General features: G+C 47.8%; 23 protein-coding genes. 13 read left to right on the top strand and 10 right to left on the bottom strand.

Annotation, left to right across the window (positions count from 1 at the left end):
* Window positions 1-78 precede the first annotated feature (78 nt).
* The 4 genes from H70357_RS18650 to H70357_RS18635 all read left to right on the top strand — a co-directional run bounded on the left by H70357_RS18650 (window position 79) and on the right by H70357_RS18635 (window position 4,860).
* Entirely contained in the window at window positions 79-969 is an 891-nt protein-coding gene (locus H70357_RS18650; protein WP_038592609.1) for a carbohydrate ABC transporter permease, read from the top strand.
* A gap of 17 nt (window positions 970-986) precedes the next feature.
* Window positions 987-1,811 (top strand): carbohydrate ABC transporter permease, encoded by an 825-nt coding sequence (locus H70357_RS18645; RefSeq protein ID WP_038592607.1) that lies wholly within the window; start codon window positions 987-989, stop codon window positions 1,809-1,811.
* Window positions 1,812-1,888: 77 nt separating this feature from the next.
* On the top strand, window positions 1,889-3,655 hold the full coding sequence (locus H70357_RS18640) for a cache domain-containing sensor histidine kinase (RefSeq protein ID WP_038592604.1): 1,767 nt from the start codon (window positions 1,889-1,891) through the stop codon (window positions 3,653-3,655).
* Window positions 3,652-4,860: a response regulator gene (locus H70357_RS18635; protein WP_038592601.1), complete on the top strand. Its 1,209-nt coding sequence runs from the start codon at window positions 3,652-3,654 to the stop codon at window positions 4,858-4,860. The genes H70357_RS18640 and H70357_RS18635 overlap by 4 nt, the downstream gene beginning before the upstream one ends.
* A gap of 86 nt (window positions 4,861-4,946) precedes the next feature.
* Here the strand turns inward: H70357_RS18635 and H70357_RS18630 are convergent, their stop codons facing one another.
* The 5 genes from H70357_RS18630 to H70357_RS36320 form a co-directional block, all read right to left on the bottom strand.
* Window positions 4,947-5,297: a DUF4190 domain-containing protein gene (locus H70357_RS18630; RefSeq protein WP_052092115.1), complete on the bottom strand. Its 351-nt coding sequence runs from the start codon at window positions 5,295-5,297 to the stop codon at window positions 4,947-4,949.
* A gap of 71 nt (window positions 5,298-5,368) precedes the next feature.
* Entirely contained in the window at window positions 5,369-6,154 is a 786-nt protein-coding gene (locus tag H70357_RS18625) for a GNAT family N-acetyltransferase (protein ID WP_038592600.1), read from the bottom strand.
* Window positions 6,155-6,172: 18 nt separating this feature from the next.
* Window positions 6,173-7,435: an MFS transporter gene (locus tag H70357_RS18620; protein WP_231578280.1), complete on the bottom strand. Its 1,263-nt coding sequence runs from the start codon at window positions 7,433-7,435 to the stop codon at window positions 6,173-6,175.
* A 55-nt stretch (window positions 7,436-7,490) separates the two neighbouring features.
* Complete coding sequence (locus H70357_RS18615) at window positions 7,491-8,426, bottom strand: LacI family DNA-binding transcriptional regulator (RefSeq protein WP_052092114.1); 936 nt, start codon at window positions 8,424-8,426, stop codon at window positions 7,491-7,493.
* Between the two features lie 161 nt (window positions 8,427-8,587).
* Window positions 8,588-8,758, bottom strand: coding sequence for a hypothetical protein (locus tag H70357_RS36320; protein ID WP_179091754.1), 171 nt, complete (start codon window positions 8,756-8,758; stop codon window positions 8,588-8,590).
* Window positions 8,759-8,925: 167 nt separating this feature from the next.
* On the opposite strand from H70357_RS36320, the gene H70357_RS18610 reads away from it, so the two are divergent.
* Window positions 8,926-9,453: a GrpB family protein gene (locus tag H70357_RS18610; protein ID WP_081965847.1), complete on the top strand. Its 528-nt coding sequence runs from the start codon at window positions 8,926-8,928 to the stop codon at window positions 9,451-9,453.
* 87 nt (window positions 9,454-9,540) lie between these two features.
* On the opposite strand, the gene H70357_RS18605 is transcribed toward H70357_RS18610, so the two are convergent.
* Window positions 9,541-10,671 carry a C45 family autoproteolytic acyltransferase/hydrolase gene (locus H70357_RS18605; protein WP_038592599.1) on the bottom strand — a complete coding sequence of 377 codons (1,131 nt, stop codon included), beginning with the start codon at window positions 10,669-10,671 and terminating at the stop codon, window positions 9,541-9,543.
* A 314-nt stretch (window positions 10,672-10,985) separates the two neighbouring features.
* On the bottom strand, window positions 10,986-11,177 hold the full coding sequence (locus tag H70357_RS18600) for a hypothetical protein (protein ID WP_038592597.1): 192 nt from the start codon (window positions 11,175-11,177) through the stop codon (window positions 10,986-10,988).
* Window positions 11,178-11,406: 229 nt separating this feature from the next.
* Here H70357_RS18600 and H70357_RS18595 point away from each other — a divergent pair, with 229 nt between their 5' ends.
* Together H70357_RS18595 and H70357_RS18590 are read left to right on the top strand one after the other, a co-directional pair.
* A complete protein-coding gene (locus H70357_RS18595) occupies window positions 11,407-11,811 on the top strand; it encodes a hypothetical protein (protein ID WP_038592595.1) in 405 nt (134 codons plus the stop codon).
* 189 nt (window positions 11,812-12,000) lie between these two features.
* Window positions 12,001-12,324, top strand: a complete 324-nt coding sequence (locus H70357_RS18590) for a YolD-like family protein (RefSeq protein WP_038592593.1) — start codon at window positions 12,001-12,003, stop codon at window positions 12,322-12,324.
* Window positions 12,325-12,402: 78 nt separating this feature from the next.
* Here the strand turns inward: H70357_RS18590 and H70357_RS18585 are convergent, their stop codons facing one another.
* Window positions 12,403-12,624 (bottom strand): hypothetical protein, encoded by a 222-nt coding sequence (locus H70357_RS18585; protein ID WP_038592591.1) that lies wholly within the window; start codon window positions 12,622-12,624, stop codon window positions 12,403-12,405.
* Window positions 12,625-12,992: 368 nt separating this feature from the next.
* Here H70357_RS18585 and H70357_RS18580 point away from each other — a divergent pair, with 368 nt between their 5' ends.
* Window positions 12,993-13,253 carry a hypothetical protein gene (locus tag H70357_RS18580; RefSeq protein ID WP_038592588.1) on the top strand — a complete coding sequence of 87 codons (261 nt, stop codon included), beginning with the start codon at window positions 12,993-12,995 and terminating at the stop codon, window positions 13,251-13,253.
* A 115-nt stretch (window positions 13,254-13,368) separates the two neighbouring features.
* On the opposite strand, the gene H70357_RS18575 is transcribed toward H70357_RS18580, so the two are convergent.
* A complete protein-coding gene (locus H70357_RS18575; protein WP_081965845.1) occupies window positions 13,369-14,229 on the bottom strand; it encodes an AraC family transcriptional regulator in 861 nt (286 codons plus the stop codon).
* 273 nt (window positions 14,230-14,502) lie between these two features.
* Between H70357_RS18575 and H70357_RS18570 the strand changes: the two genes are divergently transcribed.
* The 5 genes from H70357_RS18570 to H70357_RS18550 all read left to right on the top strand — a co-directional run bounded on the left by H70357_RS18570 (window position 14,503) and on the right by H70357_RS18550 (window position 18,697).
* Window positions 14,503-15,801, top strand: coding sequence for an alpha-glucosidase/alpha-galactosidase (locus H70357_RS18570; RefSeq protein WP_038592582.1), 1,299 nt, complete (start codon window positions 14,503-14,505; stop codon window positions 15,799-15,801).
* 172 nt (window positions 15,802-15,973) lie between these two features.
* Window positions 15,974-16,654 carry a M14 family metallopeptidase gene (locus H70357_RS18565; RefSeq protein WP_038592579.1) on the top strand — a complete coding sequence of 227 codons (681 nt, stop codon included), beginning with the start codon at window positions 15,974-15,976 and terminating at the stop codon, window positions 16,652-16,654.
* Between the two features lie 165 nt (window positions 16,655-16,819).
* Complete coding sequence (locus H70357_RS18560) at window positions 16,820-17,200, top strand: GntR family transcriptional regulator (protein WP_038592576.1); 381 nt, start codon at window positions 16,820-16,822, stop codon at window positions 17,198-17,200.
* Entirely contained in the window at window positions 17,197-18,066 is an 870-nt protein-coding gene (locus tag H70357_RS18555) for an ABC transporter ATP-binding protein (RefSeq protein WP_038592573.1), read from the top strand. The genes H70357_RS18560 and H70357_RS18555 overlap by 4 nt, the downstream gene beginning before the upstream one ends.
* Window positions 18,059-18,697, top strand: a complete 639-nt coding sequence (locus tag H70357_RS18550) for an ABC-2 transporter permease (RefSeq protein WP_038592570.1) — start codon at window positions 18,059-18,061, stop codon at window positions 18,695-18,697. The genes H70357_RS18555 and H70357_RS18550 overlap by 8 nt, the downstream gene beginning before the upstream one ends.
* 84 nt (window positions 18,698-18,781) lie before the next feature.
* Here H70357_RS18550 and H70357_RS18545 read toward each other — a convergent pair whose 3' ends face one another.
* Window positions 18,782-19,123 (bottom strand): ribosomal protein L7/L12, encoded by a 342-nt coding sequence (locus H70357_RS18545; protein WP_038592567.1) that lies wholly within the window; start codon window positions 19,121-19,123, stop codon window positions 18,782-18,784.
* Window positions 19,124-19,251 lie beyond the last annotated feature (128 nt).

The following is a 19,251-nucleotide window of genomic DNA, read 5'->3' as shown; positions in this document are numbered from 1 at the left end:
GCGAGCTGACCAGAGCTTCTTCGCATCGATCTATGATGGACATAGAAAAAGAATCTGCTTGTTTAGGAGGCGGGAAAGATGAAAGTACTAAAGGTGCCAGGACGAACAATAGCCGTCTTCGTATTGCCAGGTCTGCTCTTGTATGTGTGCCTTGTGTTTGTTCCCATACTGGTTTCATTGTATACAGGCTTATTGAAGTGGGACGGTCTCACTTCTGCAGAGTTTATCGGTTTCGGCAATTTTAAAGATATGTTTTTTAATGATCCTGTCTTTTGGCCATCAGTAAGAAGAACACTGCTGTATGCGGTGGCTTCCATGCTGGAAATTCCACTGTGCCTGTTTATGGCTATTCTACTTAACCGTTATTTGAAAAGAGCTAATACACTGGTTTCGATCTATTTCACACCGGTTATTCTCTCCGTCGTCATTATCGGCCAATTGTGGAAAACAGTCTACAATCCGGCTTCCGCAGGAGGTATGCTGAACGGGGTTCTGATCTCTTTAGGACTGGACAGCTGGACACATAACTGGCTCACTGAACCCAAGATTGCCATGTTTGCACTCTATTTCGTATCGCTTTGGCAGTTCTTCGGCTACCATCTGCTGATTCAGTATACCGGGGTGTCCAATATTCCGGATGAGCTTTATGAAGCGGCTAAAATTGACGGAGCAGATGGATTTAAGGCGGACCGCTACATCACCCTGCCGCTGATCGTTCCGATCTTTAAAATATCAATTGTACTGGCGTTTATCGGTTCACTGCAGGCCTTCGATCTGGTCATGGTCATGACGGCGGGGGGCCCGGCACATGCTACCGATGTAATCTCTACCCATATGTATAACAGTTCCTTTATGTCCTTCAAGTATGGATACGGCAGTGCGATTGCCACCTTCCTGGTTGTGGTCTGTCTGGTCTTTACCGGATTCATTAATACCGTATTCAATAAAATCGAGCGGAAATTCAATTAGAAAAGGAGTGCGCGATCATGCGAAAATTCAAAAAAGGAATCGTGTATCTTCTTTTCGCCATTCCTGTAGTGACCCAGCTGTATCCCTTGTTATGGCTGTTGCTGTATTCCCTGAAGACCAATGAAGAAATTATGGATGGCAGCTTCTTTTCCTTCCCTAAATCGTTTCAATGGCATAACTACAGCGAAGCGTATACGTCAGGGAGTTATCTGAAATACTTATCTAACAGTGTATTTGTTACGGCTGTTACGATGATTTTCGTCATTGTGCTGGCCTCTATGGTTGCCTATGCGATTTCACGGTTCCGCTGGAAATATGGAAACATTGTAATGATGGTCTTTCTGATGGGAATGATGATCCCTATGCAGGCAACTCTGCTGCCGCTGATGATCATTTTCAAAAATGTGCATATCCTGAACACACATTTATCACTGATTCTGCCTTACATTGCATTCTCCACGCCAATTGCCGTGTTTATCCTCTCCGGGTTCATGAGAGACATTCCGCATGAAATTGAGGAATCTGCATTTATCGATGGAGCCAGTGTATACCGCATCTTCCGCAGCATTATTCTTCCGGTTTCGATTCCGCCGGTAATGACGGTGTGCATCCTGACCTTCATCAACATCTGGAACGAATATATTCTGGCGGCAACCTTCATTTCTTCCGAGAAACTGAAGACTTTGCCATTCGGGGTCTACACTTTTGTCAGCCAGTATTCAGTCAACTATGGAAATATCGGCGCATTCCTCGTCATGGGCGCGCTGCCGGTCATCCTGATCTACTTCTTCCTGTCCAACCGGATTACAAAAGGCATGGTGGCAGGAGCCGTTAAGGGTTAATGGGCGTTGCATTTAAATTTGTATTGGATTTATAATAGGGAACGGCAGACACAGGATGTTGAAAGGAGGAGAGTCCTATGCGAAATGGCTTTCATTCCATCCACCATCGGTTGTTTCTGCTGTTTCTTTTTTGCATGTCCAGTATTCTGCTGATTGTCAGCCTGCTGTACTATAACCGGACTACTGTTCAGCTGCATGAAAAGATCAGTGATCTGTCGCAGAAGAACGTCGCTCAAACGGCCGGGCTGTTTACCCTGCTCTACAAGGGGTATGATTCCCTGTCCAAATCACTCAGCAATAACTTTGAGATGGTTCGCCTGCTCAATGAAACAACCGATGAACCGGCAGTGGCTTTTATCAATGAACAGACCATCACGAATATCATTGGCTCGATTTTTTATTCGCGGGACGATCTGGTAGGCATCCATGTCATCATGGACAAAGGCAAAATTTATAATTACGGCAACTACATGAACGTGGTCGACCCGGAGTATCACACCGAGGACTGGTACCATGAGCTTAAGGCTTCTACGGGGAAAATGGTCTGGCTCGGAGTGTACGAACATTCGCTCATTGATGAGGTCGAGGACAGTCCTGTATTCGCTTTCGGGCGGCAAATTTATGATCTCAATGAACACAAGCCGATAGGCATCGTTCTGTACGAAACAAACCCGCAGCCTGTTCTTGATGCGCTGGATAATCTGAAGCTGGGAGCGCACAGCCAGGTTTATCTGATGTCTCAGGATGGGCGTTTTGTATCCTCGGCTACGGACCCGTCACCGGTCGTGGAGAATTTGCCGTCCCTGCAGGGGGATAAGGATGTCATTGTACAGCAGGAAAGCGACCGCTTAATAGTAGCCTCCAAGCTATCGTTCTCCGGGTGGTGGGTAATGAGCATCACTCCGGACGAAGATCTCAATGTGGAATTGAACGAAATGAAGCGATACCTGCTGATTGTAATTTCCATTCTGATTTTCGTATCCACCCTGATTGCTTCCATTGTGTCGCAGACCATATCCTCACCGCTCAAGAAAGTGATCCGGGAGATGAAGCAGGTGGAAATCGGAAACTTCCGGGGCGTGGTTAATGTGTCTTCCTATCAGGAAATCAATATTCTCGTCGCTTCTTTCAACCGGATGGTCCGGAGGATTGAGGAATTGATTGAACGGGTCAAGCTCTCTTCCGTCAGTGAGAAGAACGCTGAGCTGCATGCGCTGCAGTCCCAGGTGAACCCGCATTTTCTCTACAACACACTGGATATGATTTACTGGATGCTTGATGAGGAGGGAAATGAGCAGCTGGGCGAGCTTGTACTCTCATTGTCCTCCATGTTCCGTTACAGCAGCCAGTGGGAAGACGGCGCGGAAGTTACCCTTGAAGAAGAGATGGAGCAGATCGGCCATTATCTAAAGATCATTTCCATCCGTCTTGAAGGCAGGCTGCATATTGTCGCTGAAGTCGATGAGCGCTGGCTGAACATCCGCGTTCCGAAGATGACGGTGCAGCCGGTGATCGAGAATGCTGTCAAGCATGGATTGGAATCGCTTAACCGTCAGGGTATCCTGAAGGTATACACCCGTGAAGAAGGGAATGTTCTGAAGTTATTCGTTGAAGATAACGGTAATGGCATGAATGCGGAACAGCTGGAGCGGCTGCAGGATTCGCTGAACGGAGACAGTCCGAAAGAAGGCGGCAAAGGCGGCATCGGCTTGCAGAATCTCCACCGCAGGCTGCAGTATATGTTCGGGGATGGTTACGGTCTGCAGATTCAAAGTTTACCCGGAGAAGGGACACAGGTTGCCATCATGCTTCCGATTAGAGTGGAGGGAGACACATACAAGTGAATATTCTCATAGCCGATGATGAACGGGTTATCCGCGAAGGCATCAAACGCACGATTAATCATCTGTACCCGGAGTATCAGGTTTTTGTGGCTACAAGGGCCGAGGAAGCTGTCAAGGTGCTGGAAGAACAGCGTATCCACATCGTGTTGACTGATATCCTAATGCCGGGTATGAATGGCCTTGAGTTTATGAAAATTTCCAAACGCAGATATCCCTATGTGAAATGGATCGTGATCTCCGCTCATAGTGAGTTCTCCTACGCACAGGAGGCGATCCGTCTTGGAGCGAGGGATTATCTGCTCAAGCCGATTGGCAAAAACAAGCTGGAGGAGATCATCAATAATCTGACGCTGGAGATCCAGAAGGACAACGACATTTCACGGCAGGGGGAAAGGCTGAAGGCAAGCCTCAGATTTCTGCGGGAAGGTGTATTCCAGCGGCTGGCCTCTGGCCTTGATATCGGCAATTTGGATATTGGTCCGTTCATCGAAGATTATCACAACTTTTACTTGGTGATGGTACAGCTGGACCCGGGGGAAAAAAGCGCGCGCCTGGAGCATTTTATCGTGGAGAATGTACTTTCCGAGCTGATCGAGCTGCATGGGAACGGTTTTGTCGTCAATTTCGACCGGCAGAGTTTACTCGGCCTGGTTACCTTGAGGGAGAACGAGCGGATTGAACCGTTCCAGGAGGAGCTCCGTGACCATCTCAACCATTATCTGAAGATGCCTTTTCAAATCCTGCATTCCGGCTTGAGTTACGATTTCAATACCGTGCCGCAGGTCGTGAAACGGATGAGGGAAGCATCCGCTTCACAAGCGTTTGAGGCGGAACCGCTGAAGGGAAGCGGAGAGAAGGCCATTGACGTTGCGCTGCATTTTATCAGGGAGCATTACTACGAGGATCTATCGCTGGAGAAGATGGCCTCTGTCGTGTTCCTGAACCCGGCGTACTTCAGCCAGTTGTTCAAGCAAAAGACAGGGCAGGGGTACAAAGAATACGTCACCTCACTGCGGCTGGAGCAAGCAAAGCTGCTGCTGCTGAACCCCAAGCTGAAGCTGGCTGAAATCGCAGAACGTGTTGGGTATCAGGACATGCGCCATTTTACTCAGATGTTCCGCAAAAAGTTCCAACTGACTCCGACTGAATACCGCCAGCAGCAAAACATCAATATTCTTCTGACCAAAGGCTGCCCGCCGCAATAAAAAAGGAAGCTGACGCCGATTATCGAAACCGGTTCAGCTTCCTTTTTTGTCCATTTACTCGAAAATCCTGCATTTCTTACAGCCTATCAGATGTTGTTAGTGCTGAAGTGGATTATGTTACCGGAATCTATTTCATTAAAAGCAAACAGGGCGAATAAAAACAGTAATATAAGTAAGGTGTAAATAAGTGTACCGACAATTCCGCAGATGAGACCGGCGATGGCAAGACCTCTTCCCTCTTCATAGCGGGTACGAATCTCTTTCAGGGAAATCGCGGAAAGTATAATCGCAATAATCCCAAATAGAATCCCGATATATGGTGACACAATGGACAGAATCCCAAGCACCAATGAGGCAATGGATTTGCCAACGGGGGTGGCGGCGTATAATACTCCTGATGCCCAAACGGTTGATAGCTCATGAACGAACTCCTTCATCTAACAAATTGTTATTGCTGCTCCTTGCATTATATAACAATTTCCAGAATATTACGGTGATGAATTATTGATCATTTCAGCTGTTCTATATAATTTAGCCAATGCTCCAGCTTCACCGCTAGCGTAAGGCCGACGGATTCGGCCAGACGAATGGAGGCGATATTAGTATCCTCCACCTGGTATCTTGGAATATAACCTCTCTGCAGCGTATGAAATACCGCAGTGCGGACGACCCGCTGTGCAAGTCCGCTTCTTCTGCCGGCTTCAGCCGTACGCACGGCCCCGATTTCCCAGATTCGCTCCTCGTTGCGGAAGACGAGGCAGGTGCTGAGTGGCGTGTCTCCCTGGAATATGGATATGGAAAAAGCGCCGTCTGCAAAATAATGCTCAATTTCTTCCTTGCTGTAATCATTCGCCCGCCATAATGGAAGCAGCCGTTCATCCATCTGTTCGTTCAGTACAGCTTCGGCGTCCGGATCGAACCGTTGCTCTACTGTAGAACTATAGGAATAAAAGCATCGTACTTTGTGCAGCGGAAATTGACCGGCAATCGAAATTCGTGTCTGCTCCTGAATTTTGAAGACCAGATTCGTTTCTCCGGGCAATCGCTTTAGCAGCTCGGGCAGCACCTCAGGGCTGCTGTAATCCATGAGCACTATTCTCTCGGCATTCGGGTATATCCGCTGATCAAAGGAATAAGCGTCCGCAGGCAGAAGCAACAGAATGCCCCAGTGTTCCTGCTGGTGGACCAGATAGCTGTCTATAACTTGATGATAAGCGGTCATCATCTTTAACGGGGTTACATTTTTCAGCGGATTCTCACGCAAATACTTCATAATCAATTCAGTCTGGCCCAATGAACTTCACTCCAGTTCTTATTTATATTCACGAATTACTTTAAGTCCGACTGCAGCTCCGGTGCCAAACAGAAAAAGGATAAGACCGGCAGCCAGCATGGTTTCGGAGGCTCCAAAATGGTCGGCTGCCGCAGAAAAGACAGCAAGTCCCAAAGGGGGAGCCACACTCATTAAGGACCCCAGTACACCGAACATCCGCCCTTGCAAGTCTTCAGGTACCTCGAGTCTCAGGATGATATTAATCAGTAAAGTGCTGAACGAGAAGGTGAAGCCGATTAGCAGAATGAGCGGGATGGCCAGCATCATTGAGGTAGTAACCGACAGCAGGGCGTACAGCGGACCCAGCAGCAGGAGACTGGCAGCGACCAGCAGACCGCGGTGCCTGATCCTGTTCCCGGCAGTCAATATCAAGCCCGATCCAAGCATGTACCCAAGCGGGATGCAGCTCTCCATCAGACCGAACTGAAACGGACTTGCCTTCCATACCTGCACGGCCATGACTTGTGTCAGCATGAGGCAGGAGAGGAAAAATAGTGTGAGTACGGGAAGCAGTAAGGTAACAGCTCTAGCAAATGGATTACTCCAAATATAACGGAAACCGCTGAAAATATCTTGCTTGAACGTTTTTTTTGGTCCACGTGCGGCTATAACACCAGTGAATGAGCCTGAGGCTAGCACCAGCACGAAGGCCAATAGAAAGGTCATCCCATCTACAAAGATTGCCCAAGCACCACCGAAGGCAGCGACAAAGATTCCGCCGAGAGCGTAACCAACAGTACGGGAGATGTTCTCTGACAAGGTCATCCAGCCTGCTGCCTGCTGGATATGCTCTTTGCCGACGACAGTCAGCAGGGAAGCCTGAAAGGCAGGAGACTGAAATTGTCCGGCAGAGGTTACAATTCCGGTAAGACAAACAATCAGGACGAAGGAGAGATTAGGGCTGGTAAGGGCGTAAGCGATTCCCAGTACGGTGATGCTCTGCACCAGATAGGCACATACAATCAGCGTTCTGCGGTTGACGCGATCGGCGAGTGTACCGGCCACGCTGCCTAGCAATGAACAGATGACAAGGTTGCTGACAGTCATGATGCTCATCATTTTAGCACTGCCAGTCTCTTGCAGCACCCATAGACTAAGAGCGAGACTGTGAAAGGCATTTCCCAGTATCGTAAGCGTACTGGCTGTGAACAACAGCAGGAAAACTTTGTTTTTGCGTAAAACCGGATAGTTCACTTGGGGCACAGGTGGGGCATTCACCATCTCAGCGCTGGGAATATTCATCAATAAAACCTCCTCATAATTACTTAACTTAAACGTTTAAGTTATTATAGAGAATTTATTGGAGAACTTCAACCAAAAATTGATTGCTGCCTGTCAGGCTGGTATCGTACTGTTCGCGGAAAACAGATGTCATTAATTCATAGGCGGTCAGTGCTCTATCGTTCTGAAACTGTATGATTGTCGTGCTGTCCAGCAGGATTTCCGGTACCCCGCAGGTGCAAATCGCTGTAACAGAAGAGGCCAAGGCAGTTTTTTCAACAGCTTTTGCCAAAAATTCATTGATGACGATGACGTGCTTATCCCGGTTAAGGGCCAAAAAGCTCACGAGTTCACTTTGTGCCTCTTGCGAATTGTTCACGATATGAATATGCTCCTGCGGCAAGGCGGATTCAGCAATGACCCACTCCGATAACGCCTTGTTATAATAGCTCTCCATGACCAGACAGGAGGGAGCTGCGGAGGAGGATACAGCGGCCTGCAGCGCTTGCGGATAGTTATAATTAACCTGGTTAAATAGACGGTCATCAATGATGCTGTCGATCAGAATCAGCGGAACGCCTTCCACAAAATTGGCGGATATCCGGTAGAACATCTCATCCATAACATCTAGCACAAAGACAGCATCCAGCTTACGTTCACGGATTACGTCCATCGCAGGATTAAGGGGATTCAAACGGACAAGCAGTGTATGATAACCGGCTTCTGTTAGCATCGCTTCCAGACTTTCCACCAGCGACATGTAATTTTGGCGTTTCCAATAGGGCAATGCGGATGTCCGGTTAATCAGAATGCCGACCAGTCCGGTCCGTTGTTTGACCAGGGAACGTGCTGCGAGATTCGGGACATAGTTCAGCTCCCGGGCAATTTGCAGTATACTCTGCCGGGTCGGGTCAGGGATCGTCTGGTTCTTCACATTGTTCAGCACATAGCTGACCGTGGCTACTGAAACGTTCGCCTGGCGGGCAATATCCTTCATTGTCGCTTTTTTCATCGGGCATTCTCCTTAACAAGGCTTAGAAGAAAAGCCTATCATTCAGCCACGGGACAAGTCAACTGAATGGAAAACTAAAAATATTTACTTGGAGACAAGAAGAGGCTGCTCCCCGTCATTCAGCGACGGGGAGCAACCTGTTTGCTGTACAATTTTACAGCTTAAGTTTCATTTTTGGTGACACCATTCAAACTGGGAACATAATCTTCAGCCTTATTGGCGTTTAACATCTGGGGTTCTTCAGTAAGATGTGCATGGTTTTGCTGGTTGTTTTTCTTATCTGCTTTATTATTTGCACGGTCGTGTTTGGGATCGGCACTATTTTTGGGCATGATTTCACCTCCATCTGCTAACAGATAGTATGAGAAACTGGTTTGCATTTTATCCCAGCCATCTGAAATCGGGAGTGCGCAGCCACTCTAGAGTGTGCACCGGATCATTTACAAAGAGCGAAGGTTTACAGTAAGCTGACAGAACACTAACAAACCCAATAAAGAAGGTGACTGTCATCGCTGTAAGCCCTGTTCCTATTGAAGTTGTTCCTTATAATCCCGTTTGGAAGGCCGAATTCAGCAGAATCAAAGAGCGGATGCTTGAGATCCTCGGAGATCTTGTCATTGCTGTCGAGCATGTGGGCAGTACCTCTATTGAAGGTTTGGCGGCCAAACCGATTATAGACCTGGATCTTGTGATGGAGAGCTATGAGGCACTGCCTGATATTGTCGAGAGGTTCCGGGAATTTGGTTATGTGCATCTTGGAAATCTTGGGATCGAGGGCAGAGAGGTATTCGAGTGCGAGAAGGATGACGGTTTGATGCATTATCATCTTTATGTATGTCCTAAGGACGGTAAAGGTTATCTGGAGCATATTGCATTCCGGGACTATCTGCGGAGTCATCCCGCTGCGGTTCGGGCGTATGAGGAAGTAAAGCTGGCCCTGGCAGAACAATACCGCAATGACAGAGAAGCCTATACGGAGGGCAAGACAGCTTTTGTGCATTCAATTCTAAACAAAGCCATGCAGTGAGCGGAGAAAAAAGTATGAATAGAGCGGCAACCGGACCCTGAATAACAGGTCAGCCGGTTGCCGCTCTTTTTTTAACATGAAAGGTTCTTAAAGTATATTGCTCCAAAACTGTGCGTCGGACTGTTCGTTAGGCAAAGTGGCGGTATATTCGTTTATGCCGGGCGGATCACTGAACCCAAAGCTTCTCCAAGGGTTAATCATGGGTGAACCGAAGCATATATGCGTCTCCCGTAAGGCATTGTCACAAACGATCGACCATAACGTCCCGAAACCTTCATCGTAGTGATGGCAGCAGACGCCTTCTGGCAGGTGCTGACCTGCCAGTTGTTTCATTGCTTCCAGCGGATTATAGTCCGTTCCTCTGTTCCAGAGAGTCGAGTACATCGCCTCTTGCCTCGCTTGCGAGTTATGCATCAGCTGAAGGTTATGTTGCTTCATGGCTGGCAGCGTATAGTGATTGGTGGAAACGACAAGCTGGGAAAGGCTCGCTGTCCTGGCATCATAAACCTCAATTTCCTTATGTGCCCCAGCTGCTTCGATCAATGCCATTGAACCGTGCCTGTCGGTCACTAGAAAGTTCCTGTAATCGGAGATCGGCATGCTGCGCAGCAGGGTAACAGCTTCTCTGGTTGTAGTACAGCCATCGAGCAGGGCCCGAACCACTCCCGGGAACACAAAGCCCTCACCTGTCATTTCTGGCCGGATTCTGCCGGAAGTCGTGGTCACGCTGAGACCTTCGTCATTCATGCCGTCATACCGGCCGAAGAGCTGAAGTGAAAATCCGATGTGGGCGGGCTTGCCCGTCACACGGGTGGTGCTCAGCAAAAGCTGATTATAGGGAGCATCCTCCCAGCCAAAATCATACGTCCGCATATGATATGTACGGCTTTTGTCTATAGGACCGGTTCGTAAGGCTGCCTGGCTGCAATGGCCGGCTGACTGGAAATAAGAGAAGTAAAAGACGACCGCTTCTTCCCGGATGCCGGTTTCATCGGCGAAACCTTTGATTTCCTGATTGACCCCGGGACAATATTTCTCGAACATATTCATTGCCTTATCAGCGGCAGCCGGATGGAGCGGCGGACTGCCCATAAACGGCGAGGACATAAAGGACATAAAAGCAGTGTCGTGTTTATAAAATGCCCCTAGTGCGCGCCCGACTTCATAATGTGTTCCTTCCGTAACAATATGCTGGTAAATGGATGTTTTGAGGTCCATTGTAAAGCTCCTTCTACGTTTACTCTCTGCGCAGAGTAGCTCCATTATAAAACTGTTACCGCTACGGCGGCAAAGCCGTGACAATGCTGAATCGAACGCTGTGGTTCCAAGGTGAAGTTATTTCCCGGCCTTTATGTGCAAAATGCTTGGCTAAAGTTGAAATTTCTTGTATTCATGGCATTTGGATGGTAAATTATAGATATAAGTTTGGGATTCAAATTCAGCTAATAATTGCATGAAATGTGTACATTGATCAATCCGCCAGTCCGTATGTTGGCGGGTTGATTTTTTTGAAAAAAGCCAGGCTGGTTTGACTATGTTCTGATGTGAACAAAACGTTTTATGGTCCAAAAAGGTACCCTAAGGATACCTTTATTTGTTGAAATGCTTAAGGAATCCGAAGGATGATCAATTTCACAAAGGCCGGTAAAAGTTTCACCGCTCACAAGATGAACACGCTGCTTCATACTTTGCTCCAAGGCCGACTGTATTTCTATTTTTCTCATTCATTTCACTTCCTTTTAAAACTGTGGCATTATGATCTCTACTTATCATTAAACAGGATTAGAAGAATTTAACAGACTTAATGGTTACAATATTGTATTATTATTATATACATTGCCTAGAAACCGGGTTATTCTTAAAGTAACTGTTTACAGTGAATCTAGACCCAAGCACCCTCCAGGTTAGGACGGATAGGTTGATTTTCTCAGAAAAATGGAGTCGGAGAGGTGAATGGCTGTGGATACAAGGAATGTTATCAAGGGGATTTATCATGAAATCCTTGAACGGATCGAATTGCTGCTATTGAACTCAAGTCTTGAGTATGTGGAGCACTCTTCTGAAGTAATAGAGGGGGGCATGTATGCTTGGGGACAAGCTGACGTACTGAAAGATGCGTACCGGATGGCTTTGATTGAAGAATACTTAATACTAGTTACCCAAATGCGCTTGGAGTTGGAAGAGAAAGACAGCAAAGCTCTCGCCAGTTTTGATCATAGCTGCAATATTGTATTAACGTATTTAAAGCAGGAAACGTTTGTGTACGAGAGTACGAAAGAAGATGTATTGAAGACGATTGAAAAAGAATTGGCTATTCAGTACTTTGTAATGAATCTGCCGGTGGAGAACATGAAATAATTGTCCCCATAACCTGGTTGTCGCGGTGAATCGGGCATAGCTTTTTTGGTGTAATATTCAATCAAATAGCGTTTAGTTCTCAGTCCGCCAGTGTTCAGCTGGCGGATTTTTCCGTTGCTTTAATTTCTTTAAGATGGTTATAATACAAACAAGTGTTCCTATTTATAGGGGCTGAGGAGGTCTGACAACATGAAGAAATTTGACAGCATATTCGACTGCAGCCGGATGATGACTCCGGAGCACAAGCGCCGAATCATCCAGGATGAAGAAAAACAGTGCCTGCGAAGCAAACCCGTGCTTGATGCTCAGGAATGGGAGCTGATTGATCAAGTGATTGCTTATTCCAAGCGTTACAACGAACAGATCACGATCACGCTGTTCGATCCAGAGAAAGACCATAAGATCAGGGGCGTTGTTATGTCGGTGGACCTGCAACTGCGACAGGTCAAATTACAGATTGAGTATGAATATGATTGGATTAAGATTGACGATGTTATTCATGCGACTACATAAATAAGGGTCCCAATCCTGGGACCCTTTCTTTAAAATTTATATGTTCATGTCATAAAAGATTTTGCATTCTGCTTGTTACTACAATGCTGTTGCATATGGTTTGAATTCGTCCGGTATAGCTGTTACCCCTATTATAGCCTCGACAGCTTTCCAGGCTGCTTCAAAACTTGTTCCGCTGTAGCTTGTTCTATCCCGCGCAGGGCCAGACAATGACATGTCAAACACTATAAATTCTCCGGACTCTTCAATGAGTCTGAAGCTTACGGCGCGGTCTTTTGATTGCATTCGAATCTCCTTCAATTGGACAACCTCCTTAATCATTTCTGTACTAGTATAAAGTCTACACAGCAGTATACCGCATCACCCCAATTGCATCAATTAACTAATACGCTGCAAGGAGCAACATTGACGGGAAGGTATTGAAACACTACAATTAGCACGAGTAGCCGTTGGAATAATTTAGGATTTCATTTCTTCCATCGGATAAATAAGAAACCCGTTAGGCGGGCTAACAGGAGGTGAAGCAAACAATGAAAAGGTCGGTTAACCTGTTTAAAGTTTTGCTTGGGATGATCATTGTCTACTTGCTGGTTAGTCTTGTTGCAGGTGTAATCGGGATGAATTTCAACAATTTATAATGAGTCTGTTCTGCAGATAGGAGGAAGTCAATGAAAGGCGAACATTTAAAATATTTAGGTGGCGGTGTAATTGTTCTTGGACTGATTGCTTCGATTCCTGTAGCCATGAACATGGGCACATTATCTGCCGGTATCTATCTGTTCATCTGGTCCTGCCTGATTGGTGTGTTTTTTATCGGTTTCGGGGAGCTGCTGTATTCGGTGCAACGGATTGAGCTTAAGATCGCCGGGGAACGTCCGCACTATGATCCATTGACAGGTCAATATGTTGACAAGGCGGACAGAAAATAAAGCTGCGCTTAGACGGGCCTTTTAGATTAAAGGTACGCAAGAACTTATATAGTGACTAATAGGTTTTAAAACAACCCTGCCGGTGAACTCCGTCAGGGTTGTTCAGCATTTCGCCTTAACTCTCACGGAGAACGGCGCGATACTCGCTCGGCGGCATGCCAGTGTATTTGCGGAACTGCTTGGAGAAGTAGAGAGCATCGTTGAATCCGACGGATGAGGCCACCTGATCGATGGTGAGTGTTCCCCCCAATAGTTCCCTGGCTTTGTCCATCCGCATCTTCAGCAGATACTGCTTGGGAGACAAACCGGTCTTCTGTTTGAATGCCTTGGACAGATGCACCCGGTGATAACCCAACGTCGCCGCCATGTGGTCGATGCTGATCTGCTGGTGGAACTGCAGCGAGATCCAACGGATCGCCTGGTCAATCTGGCGGTCAATGACCTCGGGCATTTCTTTGGGTCGGGCTGGCAGGACACTGAGGTTGGCCAGCCCGAACTGGTGGAGCAGCAGCCGGGTCCAGCCGGAGGCCTCCAGGCTTTCCAGCCGGGGATAAGGGGATTGCTGGAAGGCCAAGCGAATATGTTCGTATAGGCTGTGCAGCTCGCGGGTGTTCCCGGAATGCAGCAACGGACGTTCCTTGGTAATCCCGGCATCGGAGAGCAGTGCCGTAACAGCTTCCCCCTGTAAGGCTACCCATACGTAGTGCCAGGGGCTGTCCTTGTCAGCCTGGTAACTGAATAGGGACCCCGGATAAATAACAAACGTGTCTCCGGTCCGGCAGTGCCGCGAGACATTCCCGCTTTGAAAGAAGCCCTCGCCATCTAGCACGGTATGGATCAAAAAATAATCATGCACGGAGGGGCCGATCTTGTGTCCGGGTACGGGTCTGCCTTCACCACTGAATAATACGGCCATGTCCTGCTCTTCTGGTACGAGATTAAAGCTGGCAGTGAAGTACGAATGTTCGAGATTCATTGAAGGGCCTCCCATACATGAATGACTGAGTCATATTGATATTGCATTTAATCTCAGGCTACTACATCACGATTCCAAATGCAACAAAGATCCATATCTCACTTGTATTTCTCCATACTCATTTCCGGCGTTCTATTTTATAGTGAATATAGCAAAAAAACAGCGGATAATGACTGTAATTACTGCAATCATCTGCCCTATTCATCCTTGCATAAACTCCTTATTTGCTTAAAGCAGGCATTCTTACCGCGACCAACGGGAGGCGTATTGTTCATGTCTAAAATTACATTTATCGGTGCAGGAAGCACTGTTTTTGCCAAAAACGTTCTGGGTGACTGCATAGCGACAGCGGCGCTGCAGGGTTTCGAGCTTGCCTTGTTCGACATTGATCATCAGCGGCTAAAGGACTCAGAGAACATGCTTAACTCCATTAAGAATAGCAGCGGCAGCACATGCAGGATTAACGCTTACTCCGACCGCAAAGAAGCGCTGCGCGGCGCCAAGTATGTCATTAACGCGATTCAAGTCGGAGGTTACGATCCCTGCACCATAACCGATTTTGAAATTCCGAAGAAATACGGTTTGCGGCAGACGATTGCGGATACGGTGGGCATCGGCGGCATTTTCCGCAATCTGCGCACCATCCCCGTGATGCTGGATTTTGCTGCGGATGTACGCGAGGTCTGCCCGGATGCACTGTTCCTGAACTATACCAATCCAATGGCTGTTCTGACGAATGTAATGAACACCTATGGCGGTGTGCAGACAGTAGGACTGTGTCATAGTGTGCAGCAGTGTATCCCCGGATTATTTGACCACCTTGGAATCGACCAGACGGGAGTGCAGGCGAAGATCGCCGGAATCAACCACATGGCTTGGCTGCTGGAGGTCACGAAGGACGGGAAGGATCTTTATCCGGAGATTAAGCGCCGTGCGGCAGAGAAACAGCTGGAGCCTCACACAGATATGGTACGTTATGAAATGATGCTGAAGTTCGGCTACTACATTACAGAATCGTCTGAGCATAACGCGGAGTACCATCCTTATTTTATAAAAAGGAACTACCCGGAGCTGATCGAACGCTTCCAGATTCCGCTCGACGAATATCCGCGCCGCTGTGTGGAGCAGATTGGCCGCTGGCAGCAACTGCGCGAGGAACTCGTCGGTAACCACGAGCTTCAGCATGAACGCTCGCATGAATATGCCTCTTATATTCTGGAAGCGATCGAGACGAATGTACCGTTCAAGATCGGTGGCAACGTGATGAATACAGGTCTGATCACCAACTTGCCACGGGAGGCCTGTGTCGAAGTTCCGTGTCTCGTGGACAGCAGCGGGGTTACACCTACCTTTGTGGGGGATCTGCCTCCGCAATGTGCCGCTCTGAACCGCACGAACATTGGCACACAGCTGCTGACCATAGAGGCGGCAATCACCGGCAAAAAAGAGCATATCTATCATGCGGCCCTGCTAGATCCGCATACGGCGGCAGAGCTGTCGATGGATGATATTGTGAACATGTGTGATGAATTGATAGCTGCCCACGGCGACTGGCTGCCGCAGTATCAATAGCATATAAGTATGACTAACAGAGCCCGGGAAACCGGGCTTTTTGTCTGTCTAAACAGGGAGCCTGCTGAGGCTAATGGACGATGTTTTTCCCGGAGTGTCCAAACCGTAAGCAGCAGTACGAATACTTATATATAGATATTCCTTTACGGAACCGCTCCGGAGGTGAGATTCGGTGTTCGTCGAGAAAAGTATGCTTGCGCCAGATACGTCTTATGCAACTCCCTATTATGTCGTTAGCGGCCTACGTCCCGGCCCGGTCTTTATGGTGGTGTCTGGAATACACGGGAATGAACCAGCCAGCATCCGTGCAGCGCAAAATCTGGCGGGAATGTTCACCCGCAGAGAGCTGATCCTCCTAAAAGGCAGACTTATTATAGTCCCTCTGGTGAATAAAAAGGCTTACCGTAAGAAGATCAGAGGCAAGCCGGATTTAAACCGGACCTTTCCTTACCGTGGTAAATCGAAGGCCAGCCATTCGCTGGCAGGAGCCTTATTTCAGCTGGCGCAGCACCATGGCCCTTCGTGGTATCTGGATCTGCATGAAGCGAATGGACTATCACAAAAAAATCCCAAACGGGTTGGCCAGACTTTGATTATTAGTCCAGGAAGCCGCACAGCTAGAGTGGCCAAACAAATCGTTAAACGAATGAACCGGTCCATAACTCAGTCTTCCTATCATTTCAATATCCGGCGGCGTGAGCGAAACGGAACCTCGCGGAAGGCGGTTCAGGAAATTCTCGGTACGAAGGCGGTCACCGTTGAGACCTGCTGGAGTCTGGACTTCTCTTTACGGGTACAGTACCAGTTGGACATCGTGCGCCATTTCTTAAGAACAACCGGATTTATTGGTTGAAGATGATGAGAAGAGACTGTTCACTTCAGGCTGAACCCGCAAGCAATTGAGGGTTCAGCCTTTTTTGTGTTCTATAAAAGGATATTATTGACATACCTATATATAATGTATATATTACATATATACACTAACTACATTGTTACAAAAGGATGATGGTGCAGCAACATGAACATTTTGATTTCGAGTACCTCGGGTGAGCCGATATACGCCCAGATTGTGGGGCAGATCCGCCAACTGATTCTACAGGGTGAATTGGTATCCGGGACACCGCTGCCGTCTATCCGCCTGCTGGCCAAAGAGCTGCAGATCAGTGTCATCACGACGAAGCGGGCATACGAGGAACTGGAGAGAGAAGGGCTGATCAATTCCATCGTCGGCAAGGGTTCCTTTGTGTCCGGGGCTGATCAGGAATTTATCAAGGAGCAGCGGCTGCGGATTATGGAGCTTAAGCTGAAGGAAGTCATTGATGAGAGCAGGGCGCTTGGACTCCAATACACCGAGATTGTGGACATGCTGAAACTGCTATATGAGGAGGAGAAGGGATGAGTAACTGTATAGAGCTGAGTCACGTGCACAAGCGTTATGACCGCTTTGCGCTGCAGGACATTTCACTGGCGATGAAGGAAGGGTATATTACCGGTCTGATCGGCCCGAATGGAGCAGGCAAAACAACGCTGATTAAAATGATCATGGGCATGGTTCATCCGGATCAGGGAGAGATCAGCCTATTCGGACTTGATAACCAGGAGCATCAACCGGCCATCAAGAGCAGAATCGGTTATGTGTCGGATGAGAATATTTACTACGAGCAGCTTACCGTCAAGCAGATGAAGAAGATTATTGCTCCTTTCTACAGCCGCTGGGATGAGAATACATACTTGAAATACCAGGAGCTGTTCAAGCTTCCGCCAGGCAAGAAGATTAAGGATTTGTCCAAGGGAATGAAGATTAAATTCTCGCTGGCGATTGCCTTGTCACATGGAGCCGATTTACTCATAATGGATGAACCTACATCGGGTCTAGATCCTGTGTTCCGCAGAGAAATGCTGGATCTGCTCACTGAACATATTCAGGATGAGAAGAAGTCGATTCTGTTCTCCACGCATAACACAACAGATCTTGACCGGATTGCCGATTATATTGTCTTTATCAATGACGGGAAGATGGTCTTTAATGAGATGAAGGAAGCGCTGACGGAGAAATATCTGCTGGTCAAAGGCGGCAAGGAGCTGCTTGACCGCGATGTCCGCCGCTTGTTCCTTGGGATTCGGGAAAGTGCGCTTGGCTTCGAGGGTCTGGTCGGGAACCGGGCAGAGGGGGAGCGCTTCTTCAAGGACAATGCAATTTGCGAGACGCCAACGCTGGAGGAAATCATGTATTTTACTGTAAAAGGATGTGATGTGCATGTATAACTCGTTGTATCTTATCCGTAAAGACTTCGTACTGGTGCAAAAGTTCGTGCTGCTGCTTGTTCCGTACTACATCATTATGGGCTACACCAACTTCGATGGCTACACCATGTTCGCCTTGTTTCCGGCCATGCTGCTCCTGATCAATTCCTGTACACTGGATGTGCAGCAGCACAATCAGAAATTCCTGATCAGTCTCCCTATGCCGAGGCAGCAGATTGTAATGGCCAAATATTTGGCGCTGATTCCTTCTTGCCTGCTCAGTTTGGTTTGTACCCTGCTGCTGTATGGAATTGCCTTCCTTACCGGGCGGGCCACAGAGCCCATTGCCTGGAGAGAGCTTGCCCTGTGCATTGCGAGCTTCCCATTGCTAGCCGCAGTGTACCTGCCGCTGCACTACTGGCTGGGCCAAAAAGGGACTCAGGTGGTCAATTTTATTTTTATCATGTTAATTATGCTTAATTTCGCCGCTTTGACCAAGCTCATGACATGGTTACCTGATCTGGCGAACTGGGTCAGCACAGGCAAGACCGAGAGCATTCTGATCCCGGTTATCAGTGGTTTGGCCTATATTATAATCCTATTTGGATCTTATCTGGTTTCGTTACGTATCTTCATGAGTAAGGATATATAGGATTATATAACTTGCAAAGAAACGGCTGCGCCATTCCTTTAAGGAGGGCGCAGCCGTTTCTGATTCAAGCGGGTACAGCTTTCCTTATTTCCCCTGCTCCATATCATCAATAAAATTTTTGGCATCCATCAGGGATAAGTCCCGCGCTTCACGCAGTACTTTTATGGCTTGGATTTTCTTGCCTTCGGCCAGCAGCATGCGCAGCCTGTTCTCCAAATCCGGCATTAAATCAATATTCTGCACAAATTGCGGCGTCGGGGCAGCAATCCCCGTCTTAATAAAACCTCCATCCATCGCTGACCGGCTGTCGATCCGTTCCAGCTGTGACTGCAATTCGTTGACTCGCTTATTGAGACTGATTACCCTGAGCATAAGCAGCAACGTGAGTATCAGTGCCGCGAGTGAGATCCAATCCGTATTTTCCAAAGATATAGCCTCCCTATTATAAATGGTGTGGTGTATTCTCTACATTTCAATACCCGTCATGCTCAGTCGTGAACAATCCGCCAGTGATTGTTGTTGCCCGAGAATGAAGAATATCATATCCCTCCGCT

This window comes from Paenibacillus sp. FSL H7-0357, from assembly GCF_000758525.1.
In the GTDB taxonomy this organism is placed as follows: Bacteria; Bacillota; Bacilli; order Paenibacillales; family Paenibacillaceae; genus Paenibacillus_AQ.
Note: the sequence above shows the minus strand (reverse complement) of the source record. Positions and strands in the feature narration are given on the sequence as shown.